We start from the raw sequence: 22,875 nt of genomic DNA on the forward strand, positions 1-22,875 counted from the left end.
AAATTTGGGAATTAATAGCTCGCCAAAGTTAGTGATTAAATTTTATTATCATAACCTTAATCACTAAATTTTTAAAGGATTATTATTGAGTTTTTAACATGTTTTCAACAATAAAGCCCCTTGTTTAGGGGCTTCATGATTTTTCAATGTAAAATTTAATGAGATGCTTGTACTGTATAACCAGCTTTTCTAAGAAGTTTTATGACACCATTATTTCCTGCAAGATGTGCTGCACCAACACCAAAAAATGTAGGTTGCTTTTTAGCATGATCTGTAATTTTATTAATCCAATTTTTATTTCGATTATAAAGAATTTTATCGCTATGTTTTGAAGTGCTCAGGTTTTTATCTGTTTCCATCATAGTAATCATACCTTCAATGTTTTTATCATTATATAGGGCCATTAATTCTTTGAAAGAGGCTGTGTCATCGGCCAAATTATTTTTAGCAGATCTTAATAGATCTATGGCTTGATCTTCATAAGGAATCTCATCAAACACGCTCATTTGTTCTTCTACAGTTTCTAAGCCTAAAACTTCTTCCTGTTGTTCGTGAGCTACTTTCATTAAAGCTTCTTCGTATGATTGTACAGGACAGTCTAATAGTTTAGGGTAGAACATAGCTGAAATAAAAAACGGTTTAATGTTGCCCATAGCATCTAAAGGTATTCCCATTTGGTCTTTTACTAATTTTGAGATGGTAAGATAGTCTTCTTCACTCACGAGATCCTTAATAGTTTTACCATCTTTCATGTACATCCCTTTCATCATACTCATTTGCATTTTGGGATCATCCATATCTAATTCTAAAACTAGAAGTGATGTTTCGTCTAAAGCTTTAGTGATGCCTTCGCTTAAGGTGGCATCGCAAGTCATATGAATGGTGCCATAAATATAAGAGGATTCTGTTAGTCCATTTCCAGAAATTTCCCACAACAATGATTTTTCCAATTCTTGTGCTTGAAGTAAAATAAAACTAGATAAAGTTAAGGCGAGTGTACAAATAATGTTTTTCATAAATTTTATGTTAAGATTCACTTATATGTAGTTATTCATACTAATATGTTACAAAAAGTTAATTAAATTGGGTGAAAAATTTACGATGAGCACATCTAATATTCACATAGATAAAGACTACGATTTAATTTGTGTAGGTGCAGGAATCATGAGTGCAACATTAGCATTATTGGCCAAACTATTTGATCCTAATATGAATATTCTTATTTTAGAACGTTTAGATGATGTGGCTTTAGAAAGTTCTGCAGCATGGAACAATGCAGGAACAGGGCATTCGGCGTTGTGTGAACTTAATTATTGTCCGATAAACCAAAACGGAGAAGTCTCTATAGACAAAGCAGCTACTATTTGCAATCAATTTGAAGTTTCAAAACAGTTTTGGTCTTATTTAGTAGCCAAAGGTTTAATTAATGCTCCCGAAGATTTTATAAAAAATGTACCACATTATAGTTGTGTTTTTGGTGAAGACAATGTCAATTATCTTAAGCGACGTTATGAAGCGATGAAATCACATTTTATGTTTGATTCTATTGAATATACAGAACAAATTTCAACAATGAAATCATGGTTTCCTTTAATTGCAGAAGGTCGTTCTTCCGAAGAAAAAATTGCAGCCAGTAAAATAGAGCGTGGTACTGAGGTTAACTTCGGAAATTTAACACGTCAACTTTTCTCAATCCTAGAAAATCAATATGATACTAAAGTACAATGTCGTCAAGAAGTCTTAGATATAGATCCTGATGCTGATGTAGAATGGTCTGTAATTGTAAACGATTTAAATATGGATCAACATAAATATTACGATGCACATCATGTGTTTATTGGAGCAGGAGGCGGAAGTTTATTATTGTTGCAAAAAGTAGAGATAGAGGAGAAGGCAGGTTATGGCGGATTTCCAGTAAGTGGCGAATGGTTGGTGTGTAAAAATGAGGAAATCATCAATCAACACAATGCTAAAGTGTATAGTAAAGCTGGACCTAATGATCCTCCAATGTCAACGCCTCACTTAGATACAAGATATATTGATGGTAAACGTGAATTGTTATTTGGACCTTTTGCAGGCTTTAGTCCTAAATTTTTGAAAGAAGGTTCTAATTTTGATTTGTTTAAATCTATAACATTGGATAATGTGTCTTCAATGTTTGGCGCTTTTTGGCATAATTTACCGCTAACAAAATATTTAATGGAGCAATTGGCAATGTCTCATGAAGATCGTATGGAAGACCTTCGGAAATTTTATAAAGACGCTAAAAGTGATGAATGGGAATTATTGGTCGCAGGACAACGCGTTCAAATTATAAAAAAGGACGACTTTGAAAAAGGAAAACTGCAATTTGGTACCGAAGTTGTAAGTAGTAAAAATGGAAGTATTACGTGTTTGCTTGGTGCTTCTCCAGGTGCATCTACTGCAACTTATGTAATGTTAGACGTTTTAGATAAAGCATTTCCTGAACTTCTAAATTCTGAAAAAGGAAAGCAATTAAAAGCTCAAATTGTGCCGAGTTGGCGAGAAAACATAAGTGAAACACTGTTTAAAAGCCATTTAGAAAAAAGTAAAAAGCTGCTTAAGCTTTAAGCGTTTTGTTTAATGCTTTTTTATTCTCTTGGTCTATGATTTTATGAACCCATTTAATGGCATCATTTAAATTATCGAAAATATCAAATGGTCCCTTAAAAAACTGACTCTCGTATTTGGCACTTTTGGTAATTTTTTCTTCCGAAGAAATAACAGCTATAGCAACCATATTTGGTATCAAATCTGCTTCTTTATACACTAAAGGGTTTATTGAAAAAGAAGACATACGATTAGAAATGTAGGCCATGTTTTTACCACAAAAATGCTCTTTTACGATGGTAATAAATTCTTCGGTCTCTTTAAAATCGATCACTTCACCTTCTCTAACTTGTTTAATTAAAAAGTCGTCAAAAATAAATAGTTCGGCATGACCTAAATCATAATAATGAAACATTCCCATGTTTGATGCATTTGATATAGTTAAGATACAAAATTAGTATATAACAAAGAAAAGCAATGTTCATTTTATTTCTAAAAATCACATTGCTTTTCAACTAACCAACCACTTAAAAGACTGTAACAACGTAAAATTGTTACAGTGTTTTTTAATTATTTTTTAAATGTCTTCATTAACTAAACTGGCTTCGTTTCTAAATACCAATTTGTCATCAAAAGCATCTAATAAAATAATGCTATCTGTTGTTACTTTTCCAGATAATATTTCCTTACTTAATTCATTCAAAACGTCCTTTTGTATGACTCGTTTTACTGGTCTTGCTCCATATTCTGGGTTATAACCTTTATTGGCTAAATAAGAAATAGATTCTGGAGTTGCATCAAACGTAATTCCTTGACTTTCTAGCATTTTTTGAAGCCCTTTTAATTGTAAACCAACAATAGCTTTAATGTTATTTTTGGTTAAAGGTGTAAACATGATAATGTCATCAATACGGTTTAAAAACTCAGGTCTAACACTTTTTTTAAGTAAGCCTAATACATCTACTTTTGCAGCTTCTATGGCAGAGTCTACATCTTTAGTTGCTTGAAAACGTTCTTGTATAATATGACTTCCTATGTTAGATGTCATAATAATTATGGTGTTTCTAAAATCGGCCACACGACCTTTATTGTCTGTTAATCGACCTTCGTCCAACACTTGTAATAAGATGTTAAACGTATCAGGATGTGCTTTTTCAATTTCATCTAGTAATACTACAGAATACGGTTTACGTCTCACAGCTTCGGTCAATTGACCACCTTCATCATAACCAACGTATCCTGGAGGTGCACCAACTAAACGACTCACACTATGACTTTCTTGGTATTCGCTCATATCAATTCTAGTCATTGCGTTTTCATCATCAAAAAGATATTCTGCCAAGGCTTTAGCAAGCTCTGTTTTACCAACTCCTGTTGTTCCTAAAAACAAAAATGTACCTACTGGTTTTTCAGGATTTTGTAAACCGGCTCTAGAGCGTCTTACAGCATCACTTACAGCTGTGATTGCTTCTTCTTGACCAACGACACGTTTGTGTAATTCGTTCTCTAGTTTTAGCAATTTCTCACGATCACTTTGTAGCATTTTGGTCACAGGAATACCAGTCCATTTTGCAACCACTTCTGCAATATCCTCATAAGTGACTTCCTCTTTTATTAAGGAGCTGTCATTTTGATTTGCCTTTAATTCATTTTGAAATTTCTCGAGGGCTTCTTGCGCTTCTTTTATCTTTCCATATCTAATTTCAGCAACTTTTCCGTAGTCACCATCACGCTCAGCACGTTCGGCTTCAAGCTTGTATTCTTCAATGTTAGATTTTGTAGTTTGAATATTGTCTACAACCTCTTTTTCGCTTTTCCACTTGGCGTTAATCTCTGTGCGTTGTTCTTTGAGATTTGCTAAATCTGCACGTAAAGATTTAAGTTTTACCTCGTCTTTCTCTCGCTTTATCGCTTCAATCTCAATTTCTAATTGCATGATTTTACGATCTAAAACATCGAGTTCTTCAGGTTTAGAATTAATTTCCATACGCAGCTTTGAAGCAGCTTCGTCCATTAAGTCAATGGCTTTATCTGGTAAAAATCGGTTGGAGATGTATCTTTCAGATAATTCAACAGCTCCAATAATTGCTTCATCTTTAATACGAACTTTATGATGGGTTTCGTATTTTTCTTTTATCCCTCTCAAAATAGAAACAGCACTTTCGGTATCTGGTTCATTAACCATCACTTTCTGGAAACGACGTTCTAGAGCTTTATCCTTTTCAAAGTATTTTTGATACTCATCTAAAGTTGTTGCGCCAATAGCGCGCAGCTCTCCACGAGCTAAAGCTGGTTTTAAAATATTGGCTGCATCCATGGCTCCTTGTCCGCCTCCTGCACCAACAAGGGTATGGATTTCATCAATAAATAAAACGATATCTCCATCACTTGTGGTTACTTCTTTAATAACGGCTTTTAGTCGTTCTTCAAACTCACCTTTAAATTTTGCACCTGCAATTAAAGCTCCCATATCGAGAGCATAAATTTGCTTATCGATGAGGTTTTCAGGAATATCTCCATCTACAATTCTGTGTGCTAAACCTTCGGCAATGGCAGTTTTTCCAGTTCCAGGTTCACCAACAAGTATAGGGTTGTTTTTAGTGCGACGCGATAAAATTTGAAGAATCCTTCTTATTTCTTCATCACGGCCAATCACAGGATCTAGTTTTCCATCTTTAGCTAATTGGTTTAAATTTTTAGCGTATTTGTTAAGTGAATTGTAGGTTTCTTCTTGGCTTTGAGACGTTACTCTGTCGCCTTTTCTTAATTCTTCTATTGCAGTATTCAGACCTTTTTCAGTAACAGCTTGATCTTTTAACATTTGAGCAATCTTACTCTTAGATTTAAAAATAGCAAGGATTAAATGTTCTACGGAAACATAATCATCATTCATTTTTTTAGCAATGATAGACGCTTCGTTAAGTGCTTTGCTAGCTTCTCTAGAAATGGATAATTCACCTCCAGATACTTTTGAAAAGCTTTCTAGTTGTTTGTCTAGTGCTAATTTCAAAATGTCGATATTGACATTCAATTTTTTAAGAATGAATGGCAATACGTTTTCATCAACTTCAAAAATAGCTTTAACGATGTGCTCGTTTTCTATGTGTTGATGACCCAAACTTTGAGCGAGCTGTTGTGCTTGCTGTATAGCTTCTTGGGATTTAATGGTAAAATTGTTAAAATTCATAGTATATTTTTAGATAGGTCATAAAAAAGAGATGATGTTGCTTTTTGTAGTACAGTCGCTCTTGAAAATGAACCTTTGTTTGTAATTATTGTAATTTTAAATAGGTAATTCAATTACCTTACCATTTTAAATTATTTATGTTTTTGAGACAATATGACAGTGGTATTCTGCGATATAATGACTTTTTGTCAAAAAAGCTTATTTATATTCTATATATTTTAGATAAATGCATTGCATAATATAAAGAAATTTAAAAAAAACTAGTACATTTAAGCTATATAGTTAAATGCAACGCAAACATTTTGAAGACTTTATGTTTTTAACCTGTTTATATATTGAAATTTAATGATCAGCCTCAAAAAAAAAATCAAGCAAAGGTCTAGTATCTTTGCTATAGCTTCTCTATTGCTTTTTATAATAGTTTTTGTTTTGGTTCAAAACCATGTAACCAAGCAGAAAGATGACGCCTATTTAATAAATAAATCTGGGAGACAACGTATGTTAAGCCAAAACATAACTAAAAATGTTTTAGCCTATCATACAAACTTAAATGTGTATAAATCTAAAGTCTCTAAAGAAGACATTACATTACTTTTAAATGAATTTGAGACGTCTCATAATTATTTGTATGATACCTACAAAAGGAGAGAGCGTAACGCAAAAGTAGATTCTTTATTTACAATTATCCAAGAGGCATCAGATACAATTTTAGCGTCGAGTGTAGCTATTCTGAATTCGGGAAACTTCGCTAACAATGAGAATAGTGCGATAAATTTATCAAAATCTGAGCACACCTTTGTTAACACCATGGATGCTATAGTGTTTGAATTTCAACGCAAAGCTGAAGAGAATACAAGGCAATTACAGCTTAATTTTTATGTGTTATTAGTGTTGTCAATACTCCTTTTAGCTATTGGATTTTTCTTTTTACTCATGCCTACTATTAAAGAGTTAATTCTTAAAAATGATGAGTTAGATGAATCAAATAAAAGTTTAAAAGTATCGAAAGACGAAATAAAAAGTAACCTAAACGAACTTAAGCAATTAAAACAAGAATTAGAACAAAAAAATCGCTACAACACCATATTTGTTGAGCAAGCAGCTCCATCATTGGCCATGTTAGACAAAGATATGAAATACATTGCAGTGTCTGAGAAATGGAAAAAGGATTACAATAAAGAAGGCCAAGATATTATAGGCAAATCTCATTATGAAGTTTTTCCTGAAATAGGAGAGGATTGGAAAGCACAACATCAAAAGTGTTTAAATGGATATATAGATACTTGTGAAGAAGCTCCTTTTGTACGTGAAGATGGATCGGTACAATGGATTTTTTGGGATGTTAGACCTTGGTATTTAGATGACAATACAATTGGTGGCTTGCTAATGCATACAGGAGATATAACCCATGTTAAAGAACAAGCCTTAGATAAACAGCGAATAGAGCAAATTTTGAAACGAACAAGTATTGTCGCTCGTATAGGTACTTGGGAGCTAGATTTAGAAACAGATGAATTAAATTTTAGTGATATTTCAAAGAGGATTTTAAAGTTGCCCAAAGATTATAAAGTTTTAAGTAAAAATAGTTTACATCTTTATAAAGAAGGATTAAGTAGAGTTAAAATAATAAATGCCTTTCATGAACTAGTAGATACTGGGAAGCCTTTCGATTTAGAACTTGAAGTGGTCACTTCAGAAGGTGACGTAATTTGGATAAGAGATATTGGACAAGCAGAATATGTAGAAGGCAAATGCGTAAAACTTTTTGGTGTTTTTCAAGATATAACTCATATAAAAAATACAGAAAAAGAAATACGAAGAAAAAATCAACTTTTAAACTTTGCTGAGAAAATTAATAAAATTGGAAATTGGGAATGGGATTACAAAAAAGATAGAATGTCATGGTCCTCTGGTTTATATACTATTTTAGAACGAGAACAAAAGGATGAGATTATAACAATTGAAGAGCTTATAAAATATGTTCACCCTGAAGATGAAGAGATGCATCAACAACATGTAGAAAGAACTTTAGAAAATAAAACATTTGATGGAGACTTAATACATCGTATAATTACTGATAAAGGAAAAGTTAAAATTATACAGGTTTTAGGTAAAGTTTTTACAGATGAAAATAATGAAATCATTTCTGTAGTTGGGAGTTTTCAGGATATAACTCATAGTAAAGACACAGAGGAAAAATTATTGAGACAAAATGATTTATTAAATTTTGCTGAAAAGATTACTAAAACTGGTCACTGGAATTGGAATGCGGCAGCAAACGTTATAGTGTGGTCAGATAATTTATATGACATCCTGGGTTATAGTAAAGAATCTATTGAAATTGGACCTCAAACCATTTTAGATATGACCCATCCACTAGATAAAGAAGCTGTAGAAAATCATATGCAAAACACCTTTAAAGATAAATGCTTTACAGGTGAATTAATACATAGAATAATAACTCCAAAAGGAACTGTAAAAACACTTAGGGTCTCAGGAAAAGTATTTTTAGATGATCAGGGAGAAATTAAAGAAATTGTTGGTGCCACACAAGATATTACTAGCCAAAAAATGGCAGAAAATAAGTTTAGAGGTCTTTTAGAGTCTGCTCCAGATGCTATGATTATTCTTAACGATCAAAAACGTATACACCTAATTAACAAACAAGCCGAAAATTTATTTGGATACACGGCTTCAGAAATAAGAGGAGAAAAAATAGAAAAACTAATGCCAGAGCGTATTGTAGAAAATTTTAAAGTTTATAGAGACCAATATTTCTCAGACCCAAAATCTATAGCCATGGGAGAAAATAGAGAACTCATAGGTATAAATAAAGCTGGTAAAGAATTTCCTATTCAAATAAGTTTGAGTCCTTTAGAGACAGATGAAGGTTTGCTTGTGTCATCGGCCATTCGAGATATTTCTATTCAAAAACAAGTAGAACGTAGTATTAGAAATTCAAAAGACAATCTAGAATTACTTGCTCATAAACTCAAAAAACAAAATATCCAGTTGGCAGATTTTGCTCATATTACTTCACATAATTTGAGGGCACCTGTAAGTAATTTAAACTCTTTAATAGATATGTATTACTTGTCTAAGGATGAAGACAAAGATTTGGTGTTCAATAAATTTAAAAAGGTTATAAATCATTTAACAGAAATTTTAAATACCTTAGTTGAAGCGCTTAAAATTAAAAAGGAAAATGTATCTATAGAGCAAGTAGATTTTGCCATAACGTTGAATAAAACTAAAGAAATTTTAGCAGCTCAAATAATTGAAACAGATGCTATTATCACAGCTGATTTTGAAGTCGTCAATAAAATACTATATAATAAAATTTATTTTGAGAGTATTTTTCTTAACTTAGTTGAAAATGCTATAAAATATAAATCTAAAGATAGAACACCTAAAATTCATCTAAAAACAAAACTTGTAGAAGGACATACTGTTTTAGAAATTAGTGACAATGGCTTAGGTATAAATATAGATAGACACAAACATAAATTGTTTGGTCTTAATAAAGTATTTCATAGACATCCAAAAGCAAAAGGCATAGGGTTGTTTATGACTAAGTTACAAATAGAGTCTCTAGGCGGAACAATAAGAGTTGAGAGCGAAGTAAATAAAGGATCAACTTTTATTATAAATTTTAATAAATAACTATGAGTGATAAAATAAATATTTGCGTTATTGATGATGACGAAATTTATAAATTTACTGTAATAAAAATTTTAGAATCTATAGATTTTAATAAAAAAATAGAAGCGTTCTCAGATGGAGAAGAAGCTTATTCCTTCTTATTAGACAATATTGATACCCCAAAAAATTTACCAGATATCATTCTATTAGACATTAACATGCCAGTTATGGATGGGTTTCAATTTATGGAGGAGTATGTAAAACTAAAACCTAGAGTTGGCAAAAAAATAACTATTTATATGGTATCCTCATCTGTTGATCCTATAGATATAGAGCGTGTTAAAAAAATAAGTGAAATCTCAGATTATATTATTAAACCTATTAAACGTGGTGAATTAATAGCTATTATGAATAAGCTGCATGAAGAAGGTAAAATTTAATCATTATTTTTTTTATAAAATATAACAATAAGTGACATGGGGATTTTTGATAAAATGTTTGGATCTTCTAACGGATCTTCAAACGAAAGAAATACTAAAAAAGAAGACAAAGTGCTGCCATGGCAAGCGTTAACAGAGGTATCTCAACTAAGCGAGATAGAAAAGCGTTCCCAAACCAAAACACAACTTATTTTTAAGCACTCTACGCGATGCGGAATAAGTAGTATGGTCATGAAACAATTTGTAAGCATGTATGATTTAGAGGCTAATTTTGACTTATACTATTTAGATTTACTTAACTATAGAGAAGTATCTAACGAAGTTGGTTATACATTTCAAGTCATTCATCAATCTCCTCAACTATTAATTATAAAAAACCGAACTACAGTAGCTCACGCAAGTCATGGTGCTATTAATGATTTAGACTTAAAACGTTTTGAATAAAAAAAGTGTAGTTCTTAAGTACGCTATTACCAAAGAAGATCTTTTAAAACGAAGCCATGGATTTCAATCTCATCTTTTAACAGATAGTTTTTTAAACTACATTACAGAGCAACAAAAACAAAGCAATCCATTACTATCTGTTACTCATATTTCTAAAGTTGAAAAACACACACTCAAGCATATTAATTATAATATAGTTGTACTTTTAATATTAGCTGTAATTTGTTTAGGGTTAGGTTGGTATCAATTTATGTATCAAGAGCCACAAATTGCGGTCAATTTATATACTAAATTTCCACTTATCTCTAATGGTTCAGTTGCTATTGCAGGAAGTATTGTGCTTTTTATAGGCTGCGTTTTTAGTTATATAAAACGAGATGCTGTTTTAGTACGATTAGTTAAATCAAAGCTTATTGAAGATTTGAAACGAGAACAACGTGACAATAATTCAAAACCAGTAAAACAATCAAAAAAGAGACAACGCTTTAAACAATCTTTTAAAGTAGGAAAATCAAAAAAATAAAGCTCCTACATTTGACCATTAATAGTCATTGCAGGAGCTTTTGTGTATTGAGAATATATAGAAATTAACTTCGTCTCATTCTATAAGAACTAATAATATTTTTTAATTTTAGTTTTAAATCTTCTCCAGTATCATACACCATTTGGGCATCGCTAGGGAAGTGGAGTCTGTTATTTCTAGTTAACTTATATTCTTGATTGTTTAAGGCTCTTTCGTCACCTCTAATAGTTGCATAAAAATGCTCAAACACAAACTCACTATGTATAGCAAAAGCATCTAAGGTTTGATTTGTTTTTAAATCTGTATAAACCACTTCACCAACTACTTGTGTAGATTTAAATTGATTGGTCTCAAAATACCTTGCTTTTACGTTAACAATTTTATCTATCTTAATTTTGTTACCCAAACTATCAACCATTACATTACCATTGTTATCGGTTTGATATTCCCAACCATCAATAATATTTTTTTGCTTCAGTTCTTGTTTAGAGTTTACCTGCTCTGGCGAAATATTAATTTGCTTTAACTGCAATTGCATCGCATAATCATAGTTTACTTCGGAAATTTGCTGTGCATGATACACCGTCCAAAACTGGTCTAATCCGTAAGTATCAAAGTTTAACAAGTCGGCTTCTAATTCCTGCGGAATAATTTGATTGGTTTGGTTTTCTATAGATACCATCACATAATCAGTTCCTTTTTGATGAGCTTCAGCCATCAAACTTCTAGTCTCTTCAAAATTAGGATTGATACGTTCTATATAGCTAAATAGCTTGTAAGCTTCTCTCGCATTGTATTTATCTTCAGAGTCTAAAAGTGTGATACCTTGATCAATTAAATAATCTGATGTTTTATATCTGTAGTCGACGATTTCCGAAGAATAATCATTAAAATTTAAGTCTAGATTTACACCATTTATTTGCAATGGCATTACACGTTTAATAGCGTTTTGTCTTGCGTCTAAATCTAAGTAGATTTCATAGATCGCCTTGTATTGCTCAGGGTTTCCATCCTTTTTTAAATGCGCAACATCCTGTAGGTCTTCCTCTAAAACTTTGTAGTACGCATCTTCAAGCATAACGATATAGTCTTGCTTACGCTTTTTGTCTTTGTTGTTTTCGAGTTTTTGTAAGGCATCATTGATAGCTTGGTCATAGTTACCATGACTAATTGCTTTTTCAATTTGTTTTCTTCCACTACACGATGCTAGTAATGAAATAAGTACTGATAAGAGTAGTAATTTTTTCATCTTTTTTGGTTTTATTGGTTTCTATTTTAGTAGATATCCAATCATCGTGCCAGACTTCAAAAGGCTTAGTTTTCAGAATATTTAATTGAAGTTTGTTAAGGGCTTAAAGTACAGTAAAACCCAACGGTTGAGTTGATTTTTGTTTTTTTTAACGTTAGTACAAATATGTAGGTTTTTGAAGTGTAAAGCTCTATTTGAGTATCCTAAAATATGGATGTAATCCTCTTGATATAGTTTGAAATTTTAACGTAGAATCGACTAGAGCGACCTATAACAACATGTTTAAAATTATTTAATACTTTAAACTTTCCGAAGTGATTAAAAGCAAAAAGCTTGAAATTAAAAGGATATCCTTCTAACTTCAAGCTGCTATATATATGTTTGTATGTTTCGCAGAAGCTGAGTCTGTCGAAGCCTAAAAGCTACTTTTTCTTCTTAGGATTAAAAACAGGTAATAATTGTGTTTTTACAGATCCAAACCCAATACGTGTACCATCATTTTCACAATAACCTCTCATAATTACGGTATCATGATCGTTTATGAATTTACGCTCACTACCATCTTTCATTTTAAGTGGTTTTGTACCTTTCCATGATAATTCTAACATAGATCCGTAAGAGTCTGGTGTTGGTCCAGAAATCGTTCCACTTCCCATCATATCTCCAGAATTTACAGGGCAACCATTAACTGTATGATGTGCTAATTGTTGAGACATGTTCCAATACATGTATTTAAAATTAGATTTTGCAACCGTTGTTTCTTTAGCACCTTTTGGTTGTATTCCAACTTCTAAATTGATATCAAAACTCTTTTTTCCTTTGGTTTGAAGGTAATCTAAAGGTTTCGGGTTTTGTTTTGGGCTCTCTACTCTAAATGGCTCTAAGGCATCAAGTGTCACAATCCAAGGCGACATTGAAGAGGCAAAGTTTTTACCTAAAAATGGTCCTAATGGTACATATTCCCATTTTTGAATATCACGAGCAGACCAGTCATTAAATAATACTAATCCAAAAATGTATTCTTCAGCTTCAGCAATAGGAATAGGCTCTCCCAAATCGTTAGCATCTGTTGTAATAAAAGCCATTTCTAACTCAAAATCTACTAATTTGGAGGGCCCAAAAACTGGTGCGCTAGCATCTGCTGGCATAGTTTGACCTTGCGGACGATGAACAGGAATTCCTGAAGGAATAATTGACGAACTACGGCCATGATATCCAACTGGCATATGAACCCAATTTGGCAATAATGCATTGTCTGGGTCTCTAAACATGGTACCAACATTAGTGGCATGTTCTTTACTTGCGTAAAAATCGGTATAATCACCAACTTGTATTGGTAATTGCATTTCAATTTCATCTAAACGAAATAAAATGGCTTCTTTATGCGGATTGTTATTTTTAAGCGTTTCGTTTTCTACATCAAAAATTTGAGCAATACGATTACGCACCAAACGCCATGTTTTTCTACCGTCAGCAATAAAATCATTTAAGGTATCTTGAAGAAAAATATCATCCGTTAAAGGGATACCTTCAAAATATCCTAATTGATGTAAAGCTCCAAGGTCAATGGCTGTGTCACCAATTCGAGTTCCTATGGTTATTATATCATCACGAGTTAAGAAAACTCCAAATGGAATGTTTTGAATTGGAAAATCAGAACTTTTTCCAACGTGTAGCCACGATGAGCGATCAGGATTATTTGCAGATAAAGGCATATTGTAGAGTGTTTTGTTGTTTGTTATTTCTAGTCAAACCTACATAATTTTTTTATTCTAATCCTATAAAAGCATAAAAAAATAGCGATAATTTAACTGTTAATAACATGCTCATAAAAGTTTGTTATAAAACTTCATTTTTGAATCCTTTTAATGAGATGATTCTTATTTTTGATAAAATTTAATTTAATCTTTATATATGCAACGCGATTCACAGATTTTTGAGCTTATTGAAGCTGAAAAAAACAGACAAATAAACGGTTTAGAACTTATTGCTTCAGAAAACTTTGTAAGTGACCAAGTTATGGAAGCTGCAGGCTCTGTATTAACAAATAAATATGCCGAAGGGTATCCAGGTAAACGTTATTATGGTGGTTGTGAAATCGTTGATGAGGTTGAGCAATTGGCTATTGATAGAGCAAAAACCTTATTTGGCGCAGTATACGCTAATGTGCAACCACACTCAGGAAGTCAGGCAAATACTGCTGTTTTTGCTGCATGCTTAAATCCTGGCGATAAAATATTAGGATTTGATTTATCTCACGGTGGACATTTAACACACGGTTCTTCTGTGAATTTCTCTGGTAAATTATACAAGCCAACATTTTATGGCGTAGAAGAAGAAACTGGTGTTTTAGATTATGATAAAATACAAGACATTGCCACACGTGAAAAGCCTCAAATGATTATAGCTGGAGCATCTGCTTATTCTCGCGATATTGATTTTAAGCGTTTTCGTGCTATTGCAGATAGTGTTGGCGCTTTATTGTTGGCCGATATTTCTCATCCTTCTGGATTAATTGCTAAAGGGATTTTAAATGACCCAATTCCGCATTGTCACGTGGTTACAACAACAACGCATAAAACATTACGTGGACCAAGAGGCGGATTGATTTTAATGGGAGAAGATTTTGATAACCCATTTGGATTAAAATTAAAAAACGGAAACCTGAAAAAAATGTCATCGTTATTTAATTCGGCTGTCTTTCCAGGAAATCAAGGTGGACCATTAGAACACATTATCGCAGCAAAAGCAATTGCCTTTGGAGAAGCGTTAACAGATGATTTCATGCATTACATGCTACAAGTTAAAGCTAATGCAGCAGCAATGGCTAAGGCACTTGTAGATAGAGGTTACCATATTATTTCTGGAGGAACAGATAATCACATGATGCTTATTGACTTAAGAAACAAAGATATTACTGGTAAAGCTGCAGAAGAAGCTTTGGGTAAAGCTGATATTACGGTGAATAAAAACATGGTGCCATTTGATGATAAAAGTCCGTTTGTAACTTCTGGAATTAGAGTTGGTACAGCTGCTATTACAACAAGAGGTTTAAAAGAAACAGATATGGAAACTATTGTTGAGTTTATTGACCAAACAATCTCTAACCATGACGATGATGCTAAGTTAGAAACGATTGCAAATCAAGTAAATGAGATGATGAGCGGTAAGCCTTTATTTGCTTAATGAGATACATCTTTTAAAATATAAAAGACCTTTCAAACCTGAAAGGTCTTTTTTTGTTGTCATTTTGAACTTGATTTAAAATCTCATATGTATGTAAAATGGAGATTCCTCACTACTTCGGAATGACAGCTCGCTTTTCAATTAAATTGATGTACCGCTTTTAAATTTACATTGAATTTGTTTGAAATTCCTCAATACGTTAAAATAATAAATTGCTTAATTTTTCTTCGGAAACGTTACATCATAAAAACACGATAGAATGCGCGATTTTAGTTAAGATTAAAAACTAAAACATTAAGCGTGTATCGTTATTCTGAACTTGATTTAAAATCTCATATGTATGTAAAATGGAGATTCCTCACTACTTCGGAATGACAGCTCGCTTTTCAATTAAATTGATGTACCGCTTTTAAATTTACATTGAATTTGTTTGAAATTCCTCAATACGTTAAAATAATAAATTGCTTAATTTTTCTTCGGAAACGTTACATCATAAAAACACGATAGAATGCGCGATTTTAGTTAAGATTAAAAACTAAAACATTAAGTGTGTATCGTTATTCTGAACATGATTTAAAATCTCATATGTATGTAAAATGGAGATTCCTCACTACTTCGGAATGACAGCTCGCTTTTAAATTTACTTTGAATTTGTATTCAAAAACTCTAGCGCCTTATTAAAATAGTCGTCTCCACCAACATTCCAAACATCAGCATGCTTTGCTGTATCAATTTCTAATAACTCCTTTTGAGAACTAGAAATTTTATCAAAGTTATCTTGAGCATATTTAAAACTAATGCGTTCATCTTCATTGCCATGAACCAACAAAATTGGTTGGTTTATAGTTGCGCAATACTTCAATGGTTTAGCGTCATTTATATCAAATTGAGCAATAGCACCAGCTCGTTTAATAAGATAGTTTGAAAAAGGTTTAACACTAAAACCAGTATATAATTGAAAATAATCATTTACAGTCATAGTGATATCTGAAAACGCACTTTCGATAATGCCATATTTTATACGATCATCATAACCCATTGCTTGTAATCCAATAGCACCTCCTAATGATTGTCCCCAAACACCAAAGTGATCTAAATTTTCAGTAGCTATTAAATAACTTATTAATGATTGTATATCTTTTTTTTCATTAACACCAAAAGAGCAAAAATCACCTTCGCTTTCACCATGAGCTCTAGAGTCTAACGCAACAGAATTAAACCCATTTTTAGAAAGTAACTCGCTAAGTTCTATGAAGTGATTTTTATTAGAACGAATACCGTGTAATAAAATAATAGTGCCTTTTGGTTCTTCAAAATTTGTATATGTTATTCGAGAAGATAATTTAAATCCATCAAATGAGTTAACGGTTATTACCTTTCTTTTTATTTTAGAAAAAGGGTCTGCGTTTATTTTATAGCTTACGTTATGATTTCGTTTAATTAATCCAACAACTGGGTTTCGTATTTCTGTTATTAGTCTAGGCACGAAGAAATGGATAAAAAGTAAACCTGAAATTAATATGATGAATAGAAAGTGTTTGAAAAATTTCAGTCTTTTTTTCTTAGTCATACGATATAATTTTAAGGCTTTTTTTACCGGAACAATCATTCTATTGAAATCGAGGCTCCTCAATACTTCAAACCTACGCAATAACGTATTATGCGTTGTTTTGAAATTTTAAAATCAAAATCAATCTTCAACAAAAATGGTGCTCTTGTAAGCTCCTAAATCTGCAGGAGATGTTCTTGTTGCTCCTAAAATATCTGAAGCTATAATAAAAACATCACTAGCTTCTCCATTTGCTGCAGAGTCTGCTCCAATTCTCAACTTGTTTTCAAAAGGTGATTCAAAATCTGGATTGCTATTAAAAACGCAATCGTCATATAATTCAGTATTACTTATTAGGTAATTGTCGTCACTAGAAAAATTACCACTAGTATCCTGAAAACGGATCAAACAATTTGTGAATTTAAAATTAAAATCATGTGATGTAATATTATCAAAACCAATTTCAGGATTATCATTTCCGAAGATAATACAGTTATTAAAATTAGCTTCTATTAAGTCAATGCCTTGATCTAGATTGTTTTCATCTGTTACATAGTTATTTAAAAACACGGCTGGAAATTGTCTAAAACTGTTATTCCAATAATTTGCAATGGTACAATGCGTGAAATTGTATTTTCCGCCAAGAGTTCCAGCAAATGAAGATTGCCCGCTTGCATTAATTACCACATTTTCTGCAGTGATTGAAGTAGCTCGACCTAATATTCCGAAGTTACTAGAATTATAAATTTGAGAGTTGGTGATGGTTAATTTGTCTTGTGTAGCATTAAAATTACCTTCGCTTAAAATACCAACAGTTCCATTTTTAATCGTTGCGTAATCAATGTCATTATCAATACTACCATTGTACAACCAAATAGTTCCCCATTGTCCTGGAATATCTTCAAAAAGAGGCTCTAAACGATCGCCTTCAAAAATGACTTCGTTCTCTAAGGTTTCTTGATCTGTACTTAGCGCTCCATTAACTTTTAACGAGGCATTATTAGTTACTAATAGACCAGAATTGGCATGAAAATGAACACGCGCTCCAGCCTCAACGGTTAATACATCGCCTTGATCTACGGCTGCATAACCATAAATGACATAAGGTTTTTCGTTGGTAAAGGTAAGTTCATCATCTTCAAGAAAACGGCCTTGTAATGTCGTTTCGTCATCTGTGCCATCACCATCAACATCAAAGGTTAATGTTTCTACAATACCTGTAGTGTTATCTCGATTTGGATAAATAAATACGGCATCTTTTATGAGGGTAACCAATTCTACTTTTTGTAGTTGATTACCACTATCAAACTCAATTGCATCTGTATATAAAAACTCTAAACTATTAAGTGCAAGTGTTTGGATATCTGCTGTGGTTTCAACAAATATGAATAAACTATCATTGGCTAAAAGTTCTACATTTTCAAATTCTTTACCAGGAAGGCCGTCAACATTTAATCTATAATTTGAACTTTCGCCTTGGCTTAAACGTACAGTAGGAATAGAAATATCATCATCACTTCGATTATACACTTTTAAATTATAGGTGCTTGAGCCGATATTTGAAAAAATAGTGTCTAAGTAAATGGTATCTTTAGAAAACCCAAGATTTCCTGAACTTGGTTCAAAATCAAAATCTTTTCGGCAAGAGCTCCAAGACATTAAAATGCCAATAGTTAATACAAAGTATATAATTTTTTTCGTCATATTTATAACCACTTTTTGCGCGTGAGTGAACTACTAAATGTGCCTTAGGCACTCTTAGATACACAAATATAACTTTTGGAGTTCACATTTATTATGGTTACGAGTAAAATATTTTTAATCTAGTTTTTGGTGTGCTCTTTGAGAATTTTTTTGAAGTCGTTACTATGTGTGAGAAGGACGTCAACTAACTCAAATTCATTTTCTTTTTTAAGAAGTTTGATATTTAAGTTTTGAGCGCTTAGATAATCGAAAAATAATTGCTGATATGGTTTTGGGATTTCTAATTGTGACATCAAATATTTTTGATTAAAATAGGTGTTTGTTTCAAAAAATGTGATTAAATCTTCAGGCATGATATAAACCACATCTGGTGCTTTGTTTTTATTTTTAAAGAGGTTGCCTATTAATTTGGCAACCGCAATTAGGTCTAAGGTTGGTTGTAAGTTGTCTCCACTTTCAAAGGTTCGTTTTTTATAGGCTATTTGTCCTTGTTTTGCTGTGTTTGATGCCAAAGACAAGGTGTCTAGCATTTTTTCTTTAATTTTTGTGACTTCAACTTCATCTAACTCGTTAGTAATTTTTTTAAGTTCTATAACGATGTCATCTTCAAAATGAGACTGTGATAGGCTTATAAATTGTTGCTCATGAAAATAAGAGTTAATCACTAAAACATCATTGACTTTAGCTTCTATTTGAAATGTGCCTTTATCATTAGTATAGGTTAAAATGTTTTGTGTTCTGTTTATAATTTTAGCACCTTTTACAGCAGATTCACTGTCATATACAACGCCTTTTATAATTTGTGCTTGCGTTACTAAGGGAACGAGCAAAACAACGAGAAGTTTTAGAGATTTCAATAGTTTAATTGTTGGTTGTATGTCTAAATCTAAGACATTTCCGAAGAAAATAATGACACGTTAAGAGAGTTTAACAACTATATTAATGTTCTCTTAACTAAAAAAGTTGCATGACATCATCAGGAATACGTGTCGGTTTATTGGTGTTATAAGACATAAAACACCATTTGGTTTCTGAAGTGGCAAGAAGTTTATTGGTTTTTTTATTGTAGATATCAACAGTTCTTATAGATCGTAAAGCGCCAGATTTTACAGCATAGGTTTTTAATACTAATTGATCATCTAAAAAGGCTTCGGCTTTATATTGTATGTGATGACTAAGTAAAACCCAATAATAGGATTTATGTGTAGTTTCTGAAGTTTTAAATTCCCAATGAGCCGCAGCAATATCTTGAACCCAACGTACATATTCTATATTGTTGACATGATTTAAATGGTCTAAATGATCTTTAGTAACAGTAAGTTCTTGCTCGTAGGTTTGCATTTTTTTTAAATTTCTTGAATTAAAATTTAAAAGTATGTATTATTCTTTTCTTCGGAAAATATTAGTGATGTTATATAGAAAGTTTCCAACAGTGGTACGATCGAGTTCACGATTTTTAATGTTTTGGCGTTTTACTTTTCTTGCTTTGTTTTTCTCTGTTTTATTCTTGTCATAATTACTAATGATGTAACTTGGATATCCAGAAGCAACAATTGTTGTAAGTTCTGACAGATCTTCTGTCATTTTTATTTTATAAAACCGTTTATCATTTATCTTAACTTTCTTAGGTTTTACACCAACAAATTCAAATTTTAATTTATTTCCTGTTTCAGCTTCAATAGAGAAGTTGCCATCAAAATCTGATTGAGTAATAACTTTTGATTGTAAATTAGTAATCTTAACTCCAGGTAATGGTAAACCATCAGTTTTAGAAACGATATTTCCTTTTATTGATGCTATAAGAGTGGATATTGTATCTGTTTTTACTGCCTTGTTATCAGATTCGAGATGATTTGTTTTTATATAAATTTGATGGTTTCCAAAATCTGTAATAGTGACTTCTGTAGTTTTAAAACCCTTGGCTTCAATAATTAGGACGTCACCTAATTTTCCTTTTAATTTGAAATTTCCAGCAATATTTGTACGTGTAGAATTATAGCTTCCTTTAACCATTACATTTACATTAGGTATCGGAAATTGATGAGAATTATAAATAGTGCCATGAATAGTTTTACTATTTAAAATTGAAGTCCCCATTTTACCATTAACCATTTGGTTTTTTAGGGAATTTACCTTTACAATTCTAGATTTACCTTGCGCTTTCACATCTTGCGTTCCAAAACTAAAAAAAGCGAAAAGGGTGGAGGCTACATAACTCAAATAGTTGTTTTTCTCTTTTCGGCTTAAAACAAGTTCTCTGTTGAGCTGTGTAGATTTAAAACGACCGCAGATTTTACCTTTGTCTAAAAATGTTTTAACAATTTGTTCGTCGGTTTTTGAAGTGAAATCATAGACTGTTTTTTCGCAAGATGAACAATGACGACCTTGTTGTTGTAGTGTCATTTTACTCCAATCTTCATGACACGGGTTTGGGATGTTTATGTTTAGGCTGGTTCTCATGATTACTGTTTTCTTCGAAAAATGTTACTCATATCATAGAGTAGTTGTCCTGTTGTAGAACGCTTTTTGCTTTCATTTTTGCTGTGTGTGTCTTCTATTTTGGGATCATGTAGAATAACTTCTCCCATAATTGAAATATCTGAAGATTCAAACGCGATATTATACAGGTTTGAATGAGATACTTTAACTTCTTTTTTATCATAACCTAAATATGAGAATACTAATATGTCACCTTTTTTTACTGCAAGTTTATAATGACCATTAACATCAGTTTGAGTCCCTTTCTTAGTTCCTTTAATGACAATAGTAACGCCATGCATGGGCAAATCATTTTGACTATCTGTTACTGTGCCAGAAATAATTTTATGTAACACTGAAACAGCGATTTTTCCTTTTATCGTTGGATTATGAGTAGCGTTTACAGCTTCAATCTTAGGTGGTTCTTGAGCTTGTGCATCTATAGAGCCAAAGCTTAAAAAAGCAAAAAAGGTTGAGGCAACGTATGAGAGGTAATTGTTTTTTTCTTTTCGACTTAAAACGAGTTCTCTATCTAATTGAGTTGTTTTAAATCTACCACAAAGATTATTTTGAGCTTGATATGTTTTGATAATATGTTCATCGGTTTTTGAAGTGAAATCATAAACTGTTTTTTCGCAAGATGAACAATGACGACCTTGTTGTTGTAGTGTCATTTTACTCCAATCTTCATGACAAGGTGTTGGAATGTTGATGTTTAGTGTTGTTCTCATGATTCAAAGAACCAAAAGAAATCGATGTTTTAAAAGTAAGAATGAGTGAACGGTACGTTTGAGCGAGTGAACCAATTAATTATCTATTTCTCAAAAACCTCTACCTCAAATAATTTGTCCCAACGTTTACCAGTAACAAAAAGTGTTTTAGTTTCAGGATTGTAAGCGATACCGTTTAGAACATCTAGACCTGCATGTTGCGTTACTAAATTATGTAGTGGTGAAAAATCGATAACCCCTTCAATGGCACCATTTTTAGGGTTAATAATAGCGACACCATTTTTTTGATAACGATTAGCATAAATTTTTCCATTAACGTATTCTAATTCGTTAATGCCAACAATTTTCCCTTTGTTGGTATAGACTTGAAGTTTAGAATCTTCAACTAGAGTTTCAGGGTTTAGCAACCAAATTTGCTCTGTTCCATCACTTTTATAAATGTTTGTACCATCATTACAAATTCCCCAGCCTTCTTTACTTTTTCCGTAGGTAAAGCTACTTGTTTTTTCAAATGTATTTACATCATATACAAAGCCCATGTTTTCTTGCCAAGTAAGCTGGTAAATGTGATCATTCATAATGGTTAAACCTTCACCAAAATATTGATTATCTATGGCTTTATTTTGAAGTACTTCTCCTGTTTTATAATCTACTTTTCTTAATTTAGATTCGCCGTATTGACCTGTGCTTTCATATAAAACGCCCTCATAAAATTCTAAACCTTGAGTGTAAGACGTGATATCATGAGGATATTCATTAATGATTTTATAACCATACACTTTTGGTGATTGGTTATTTAAAATGGTAATGTTTGTTTTTATTTCTTCGGAAACATCTCCTGTGTTAACTATTGCTGTTACCGTTTGCACTCCTAAAAGTGCATCATCTAATTTAAAAGTCTCACTAACTGTCGCTCCATTTAATGTATAATTAACTGAAGAAATTTCAACGCCTTTAGGGTTTTTTATAGAAAGTTTCAACGTTTCACCAAGCGATACAACATTGTTTTTAGCATCTGTTGTTATTGAAAGGCTAGATTTTTGAGTATTAGAATTTCCGCAGGAAATAATAGTGATGCTTAAAATGGTGATTACGAACGCTTTAATTGATTGCATTTTTATAGAGATTTGTGTGCAAGTTATTTAATAAAATTCAGTTTAAAAAATCAAAT

General features: G+C 32.0%; 18 protein-coding genes. 6 read left to right on the top strand and 12 right to left on the bottom strand.

The genetic code is table 11. The features are described from left to right. Positions 1-155 precede the first annotated feature (155 nt). Positions 156-1,016: a TraB/GumN family protein gene (locus TD29_RS08280; protein ID WP_040280142.1), complete on the bottom strand. Its 861-nt coding sequence runs from the start codon at positions 1,014-1,016 to the stop codon at positions 156-158. Positions 1,017-1,101: 85 nt separating this feature from the next. Here TD29_RS08280 and mqo point away from each other — a divergent pair, with 85 nt between their 5' ends. Further along, on the top strand, positions 1,102-2,592 hold the full coding sequence (gene mqo / locus TD29_RS08285; protein WP_052467028.1) for a malate dehydrogenase (quinone): 1,491 nt from the start codon (positions 1,102-1,104) through the stop codon (positions 2,590-2,592). Here the strand turns inward: mqo and TD29_RS08290 are convergent. Both TD29_RS08290 and clpB read right to left on the bottom strand, forming a co-directional pair. Beyond that, positions 2,582-2,986, bottom strand: coding sequence for a hypothetical protein (locus TD29_RS08290; RefSeq protein WP_241485255.1), 405 nt, complete (start codon positions 2,984-2,986; stop codon positions 2,582-2,584). The genes mqo and TD29_RS08290 overlap by 11 nt on opposite strands. A 162-nt stretch (positions 2,987-3,148) precedes the next feature. Beyond that, the gene (gene clpB, locus TD29_RS08295; protein ID WP_040280004.1) at positions 3,149-5,758 is read right to left on the bottom strand and encodes an ATP-dependent chaperone ClpB; all 2,610 of its coding nucleotides are present in this window, start codon (positions 5,756-5,758) and stop codon (positions 3,149-3,151) included. A gap of 429 nt (positions 5,759-6,187) precedes the next feature. Between clpB and TD29_RS08300 the strand changes: the two genes are divergently transcribed. From TD29_RS08300 to TD29_RS08315, 4 genes are read left to right on the top strand one after another with little or no spacing between them, the layout of a single operon-like run. Then, positions 6,188-9,421 carry a PAS domain S-box protein gene (locus TD29_RS08300; protein WP_161792609.1) on the top strand — a complete coding sequence of 1,078 codons (3,234 nt, stop codon included), beginning with the start codon at positions 6,188-6,190 and terminating at the stop codon, positions 9,419-9,421. Between the two features lie 2 nt (positions 9,422-9,423). After that, entirely contained in the window at positions 9,424-9,840 is a 417-nt protein-coding gene (locus TD29_RS08305; protein ID WP_040280006.1) for a response regulator, read from the top strand. Between the two features lie 36 nt (positions 9,841-9,876). Continuing rightward, positions 9,877-10,284, top strand: a complete 408-nt coding sequence (gene ytxJ / locus TD29_RS08310; RefSeq protein ID WP_040280007.1) for a bacillithiol system redox-active protein YtxJ — start codon at positions 9,877-9,879, stop codon at positions 10,282-10,284. Beyond that, on the top strand, positions 10,277-10,807 hold the full coding sequence (locus tag TD29_RS08315; RefSeq protein ID WP_040280008.1) for a hypothetical protein: 531 nt from the start codon (positions 10,277-10,279) through the stop codon (positions 10,805-10,807). The genes ytxJ and TD29_RS08315 overlap by 8 nt, the downstream gene beginning before the upstream one ends. 64 nt (positions 10,808-10,871) lie before the next feature. On the opposite strand, the gene TD29_RS08320 is transcribed toward TD29_RS08315, so the two are convergent. Further along, positions 10,872-12,056 (bottom strand): hypothetical protein, encoded by a 1,185-nt coding sequence (locus TD29_RS08320; protein WP_040280009.1) that lies wholly within the window; start codon positions 12,054-12,056, stop codon positions 10,872-10,874. A 422-nt stretch (positions 12,057-12,478) separates the two neighbouring features. Further along, the gene (gene fahA, locus TD29_RS08325) at positions 12,479-13,771 is read right to left on the bottom strand and encodes a fumarylacetoacetase (RefSeq protein ID WP_040280010.1); all 1,293 of its coding nucleotides are present in this window, start codon (positions 13,769-13,771) and stop codon (positions 12,479-12,481) included. Between the two features lie 199 nt (positions 13,772-13,970). On the opposite strand from fahA, the gene glyA reads away from it, so the two are divergent. After that, positions 13,971-15,242: a serine hydroxymethyltransferase gene (gene glyA / locus TD29_RS08330; protein WP_040280011.1), complete on the top strand. Its 1,272-nt coding sequence runs from the start codon at positions 13,971-13,973 to the stop codon at positions 15,240-15,242. 640 nt (positions 15,243-15,882) lie between these two features. Here glyA and TD29_RS08335 read toward each other — a convergent pair. The 7 genes from TD29_RS08335 to TD29_RS08365 all read right to left on the bottom strand — a co-directional run bounded on the left by TD29_RS08335 (position 15,883) and on the right by TD29_RS08365 (position 22,819). Then, complete coding sequence (locus tag TD29_RS08335; protein WP_161792610.1) at positions 15,883-16,812, bottom strand: alpha/beta hydrolase; 930 nt, start codon at positions 16,810-16,812, stop codon at positions 15,883-15,885. Between the two features lie 120 nt (positions 16,813-16,932). After that, on the bottom strand, positions 16,933-18,495 hold the full coding sequence (locus TD29_RS08340; RefSeq protein WP_040280013.1) for a hypothetical protein: 1,563 nt from the start codon (positions 18,493-18,495) through the stop codon (positions 16,933-16,935). Between the two features lie 119 nt (positions 18,496-18,614). Further along, a complete protein-coding gene (locus TD29_RS08345; protein WP_161792611.1) occupies positions 18,615-19,352 on the bottom strand; it encodes a carboxypeptidase-like regulatory domain-containing protein in 738 nt (245 codons plus the stop codon). 97 nt (positions 19,353-19,449) lie between these two features. Beyond that, on the bottom strand, positions 19,450-19,836 hold the full coding sequence (locus TD29_RS08350; protein ID WP_040280015.1) for an acyl-CoA thioesterase: 387 nt from the start codon (positions 19,834-19,836) through the stop codon (positions 19,450-19,452). A 39-nt stretch (positions 19,837-19,875) separates the two neighbouring features. After that, positions 19,876-20,955 carry a carboxypeptidase-like regulatory domain-containing protein gene (locus TD29_RS08355; RefSeq protein WP_040280016.1) on the bottom strand — a complete coding sequence of 360 codons (1,080 nt, stop codon included), beginning with the start codon at positions 20,953-20,955 and terminating at the stop codon, positions 19,876-19,878. Positions 20,956-20,957: 2 nt separating this feature from the next. Then, positions 20,958-21,704, bottom strand: coding sequence for a carboxypeptidase-like regulatory domain-containing protein (locus TD29_RS08360; RefSeq protein WP_040280017.1), 747 nt, complete (start codon positions 21,702-21,704; stop codon positions 20,958-20,960). 83 nt (positions 21,705-21,787) lie between these two features. After that, positions 21,788-22,819, bottom strand: coding sequence for a glutaminyl-peptide cyclotransferase (locus TD29_RS08365; RefSeq protein WP_040280018.1), 1,032 nt, complete (start codon positions 22,817-22,819; stop codon positions 21,788-21,790). Positions 22,820-22,875: the final 56 nt, after the last annotated feature.

The sequence above is a fragment of the Psychroserpens damuponensis genome (assembly GCF_000826655.1).
Taxonomy (GTDB): domain Bacteria; phylum Bacteroidota; class Bacteroidia; order Flavobacteriales; family Flavobacteriaceae; genus Psychroserpens; species Psychroserpens damuponensis.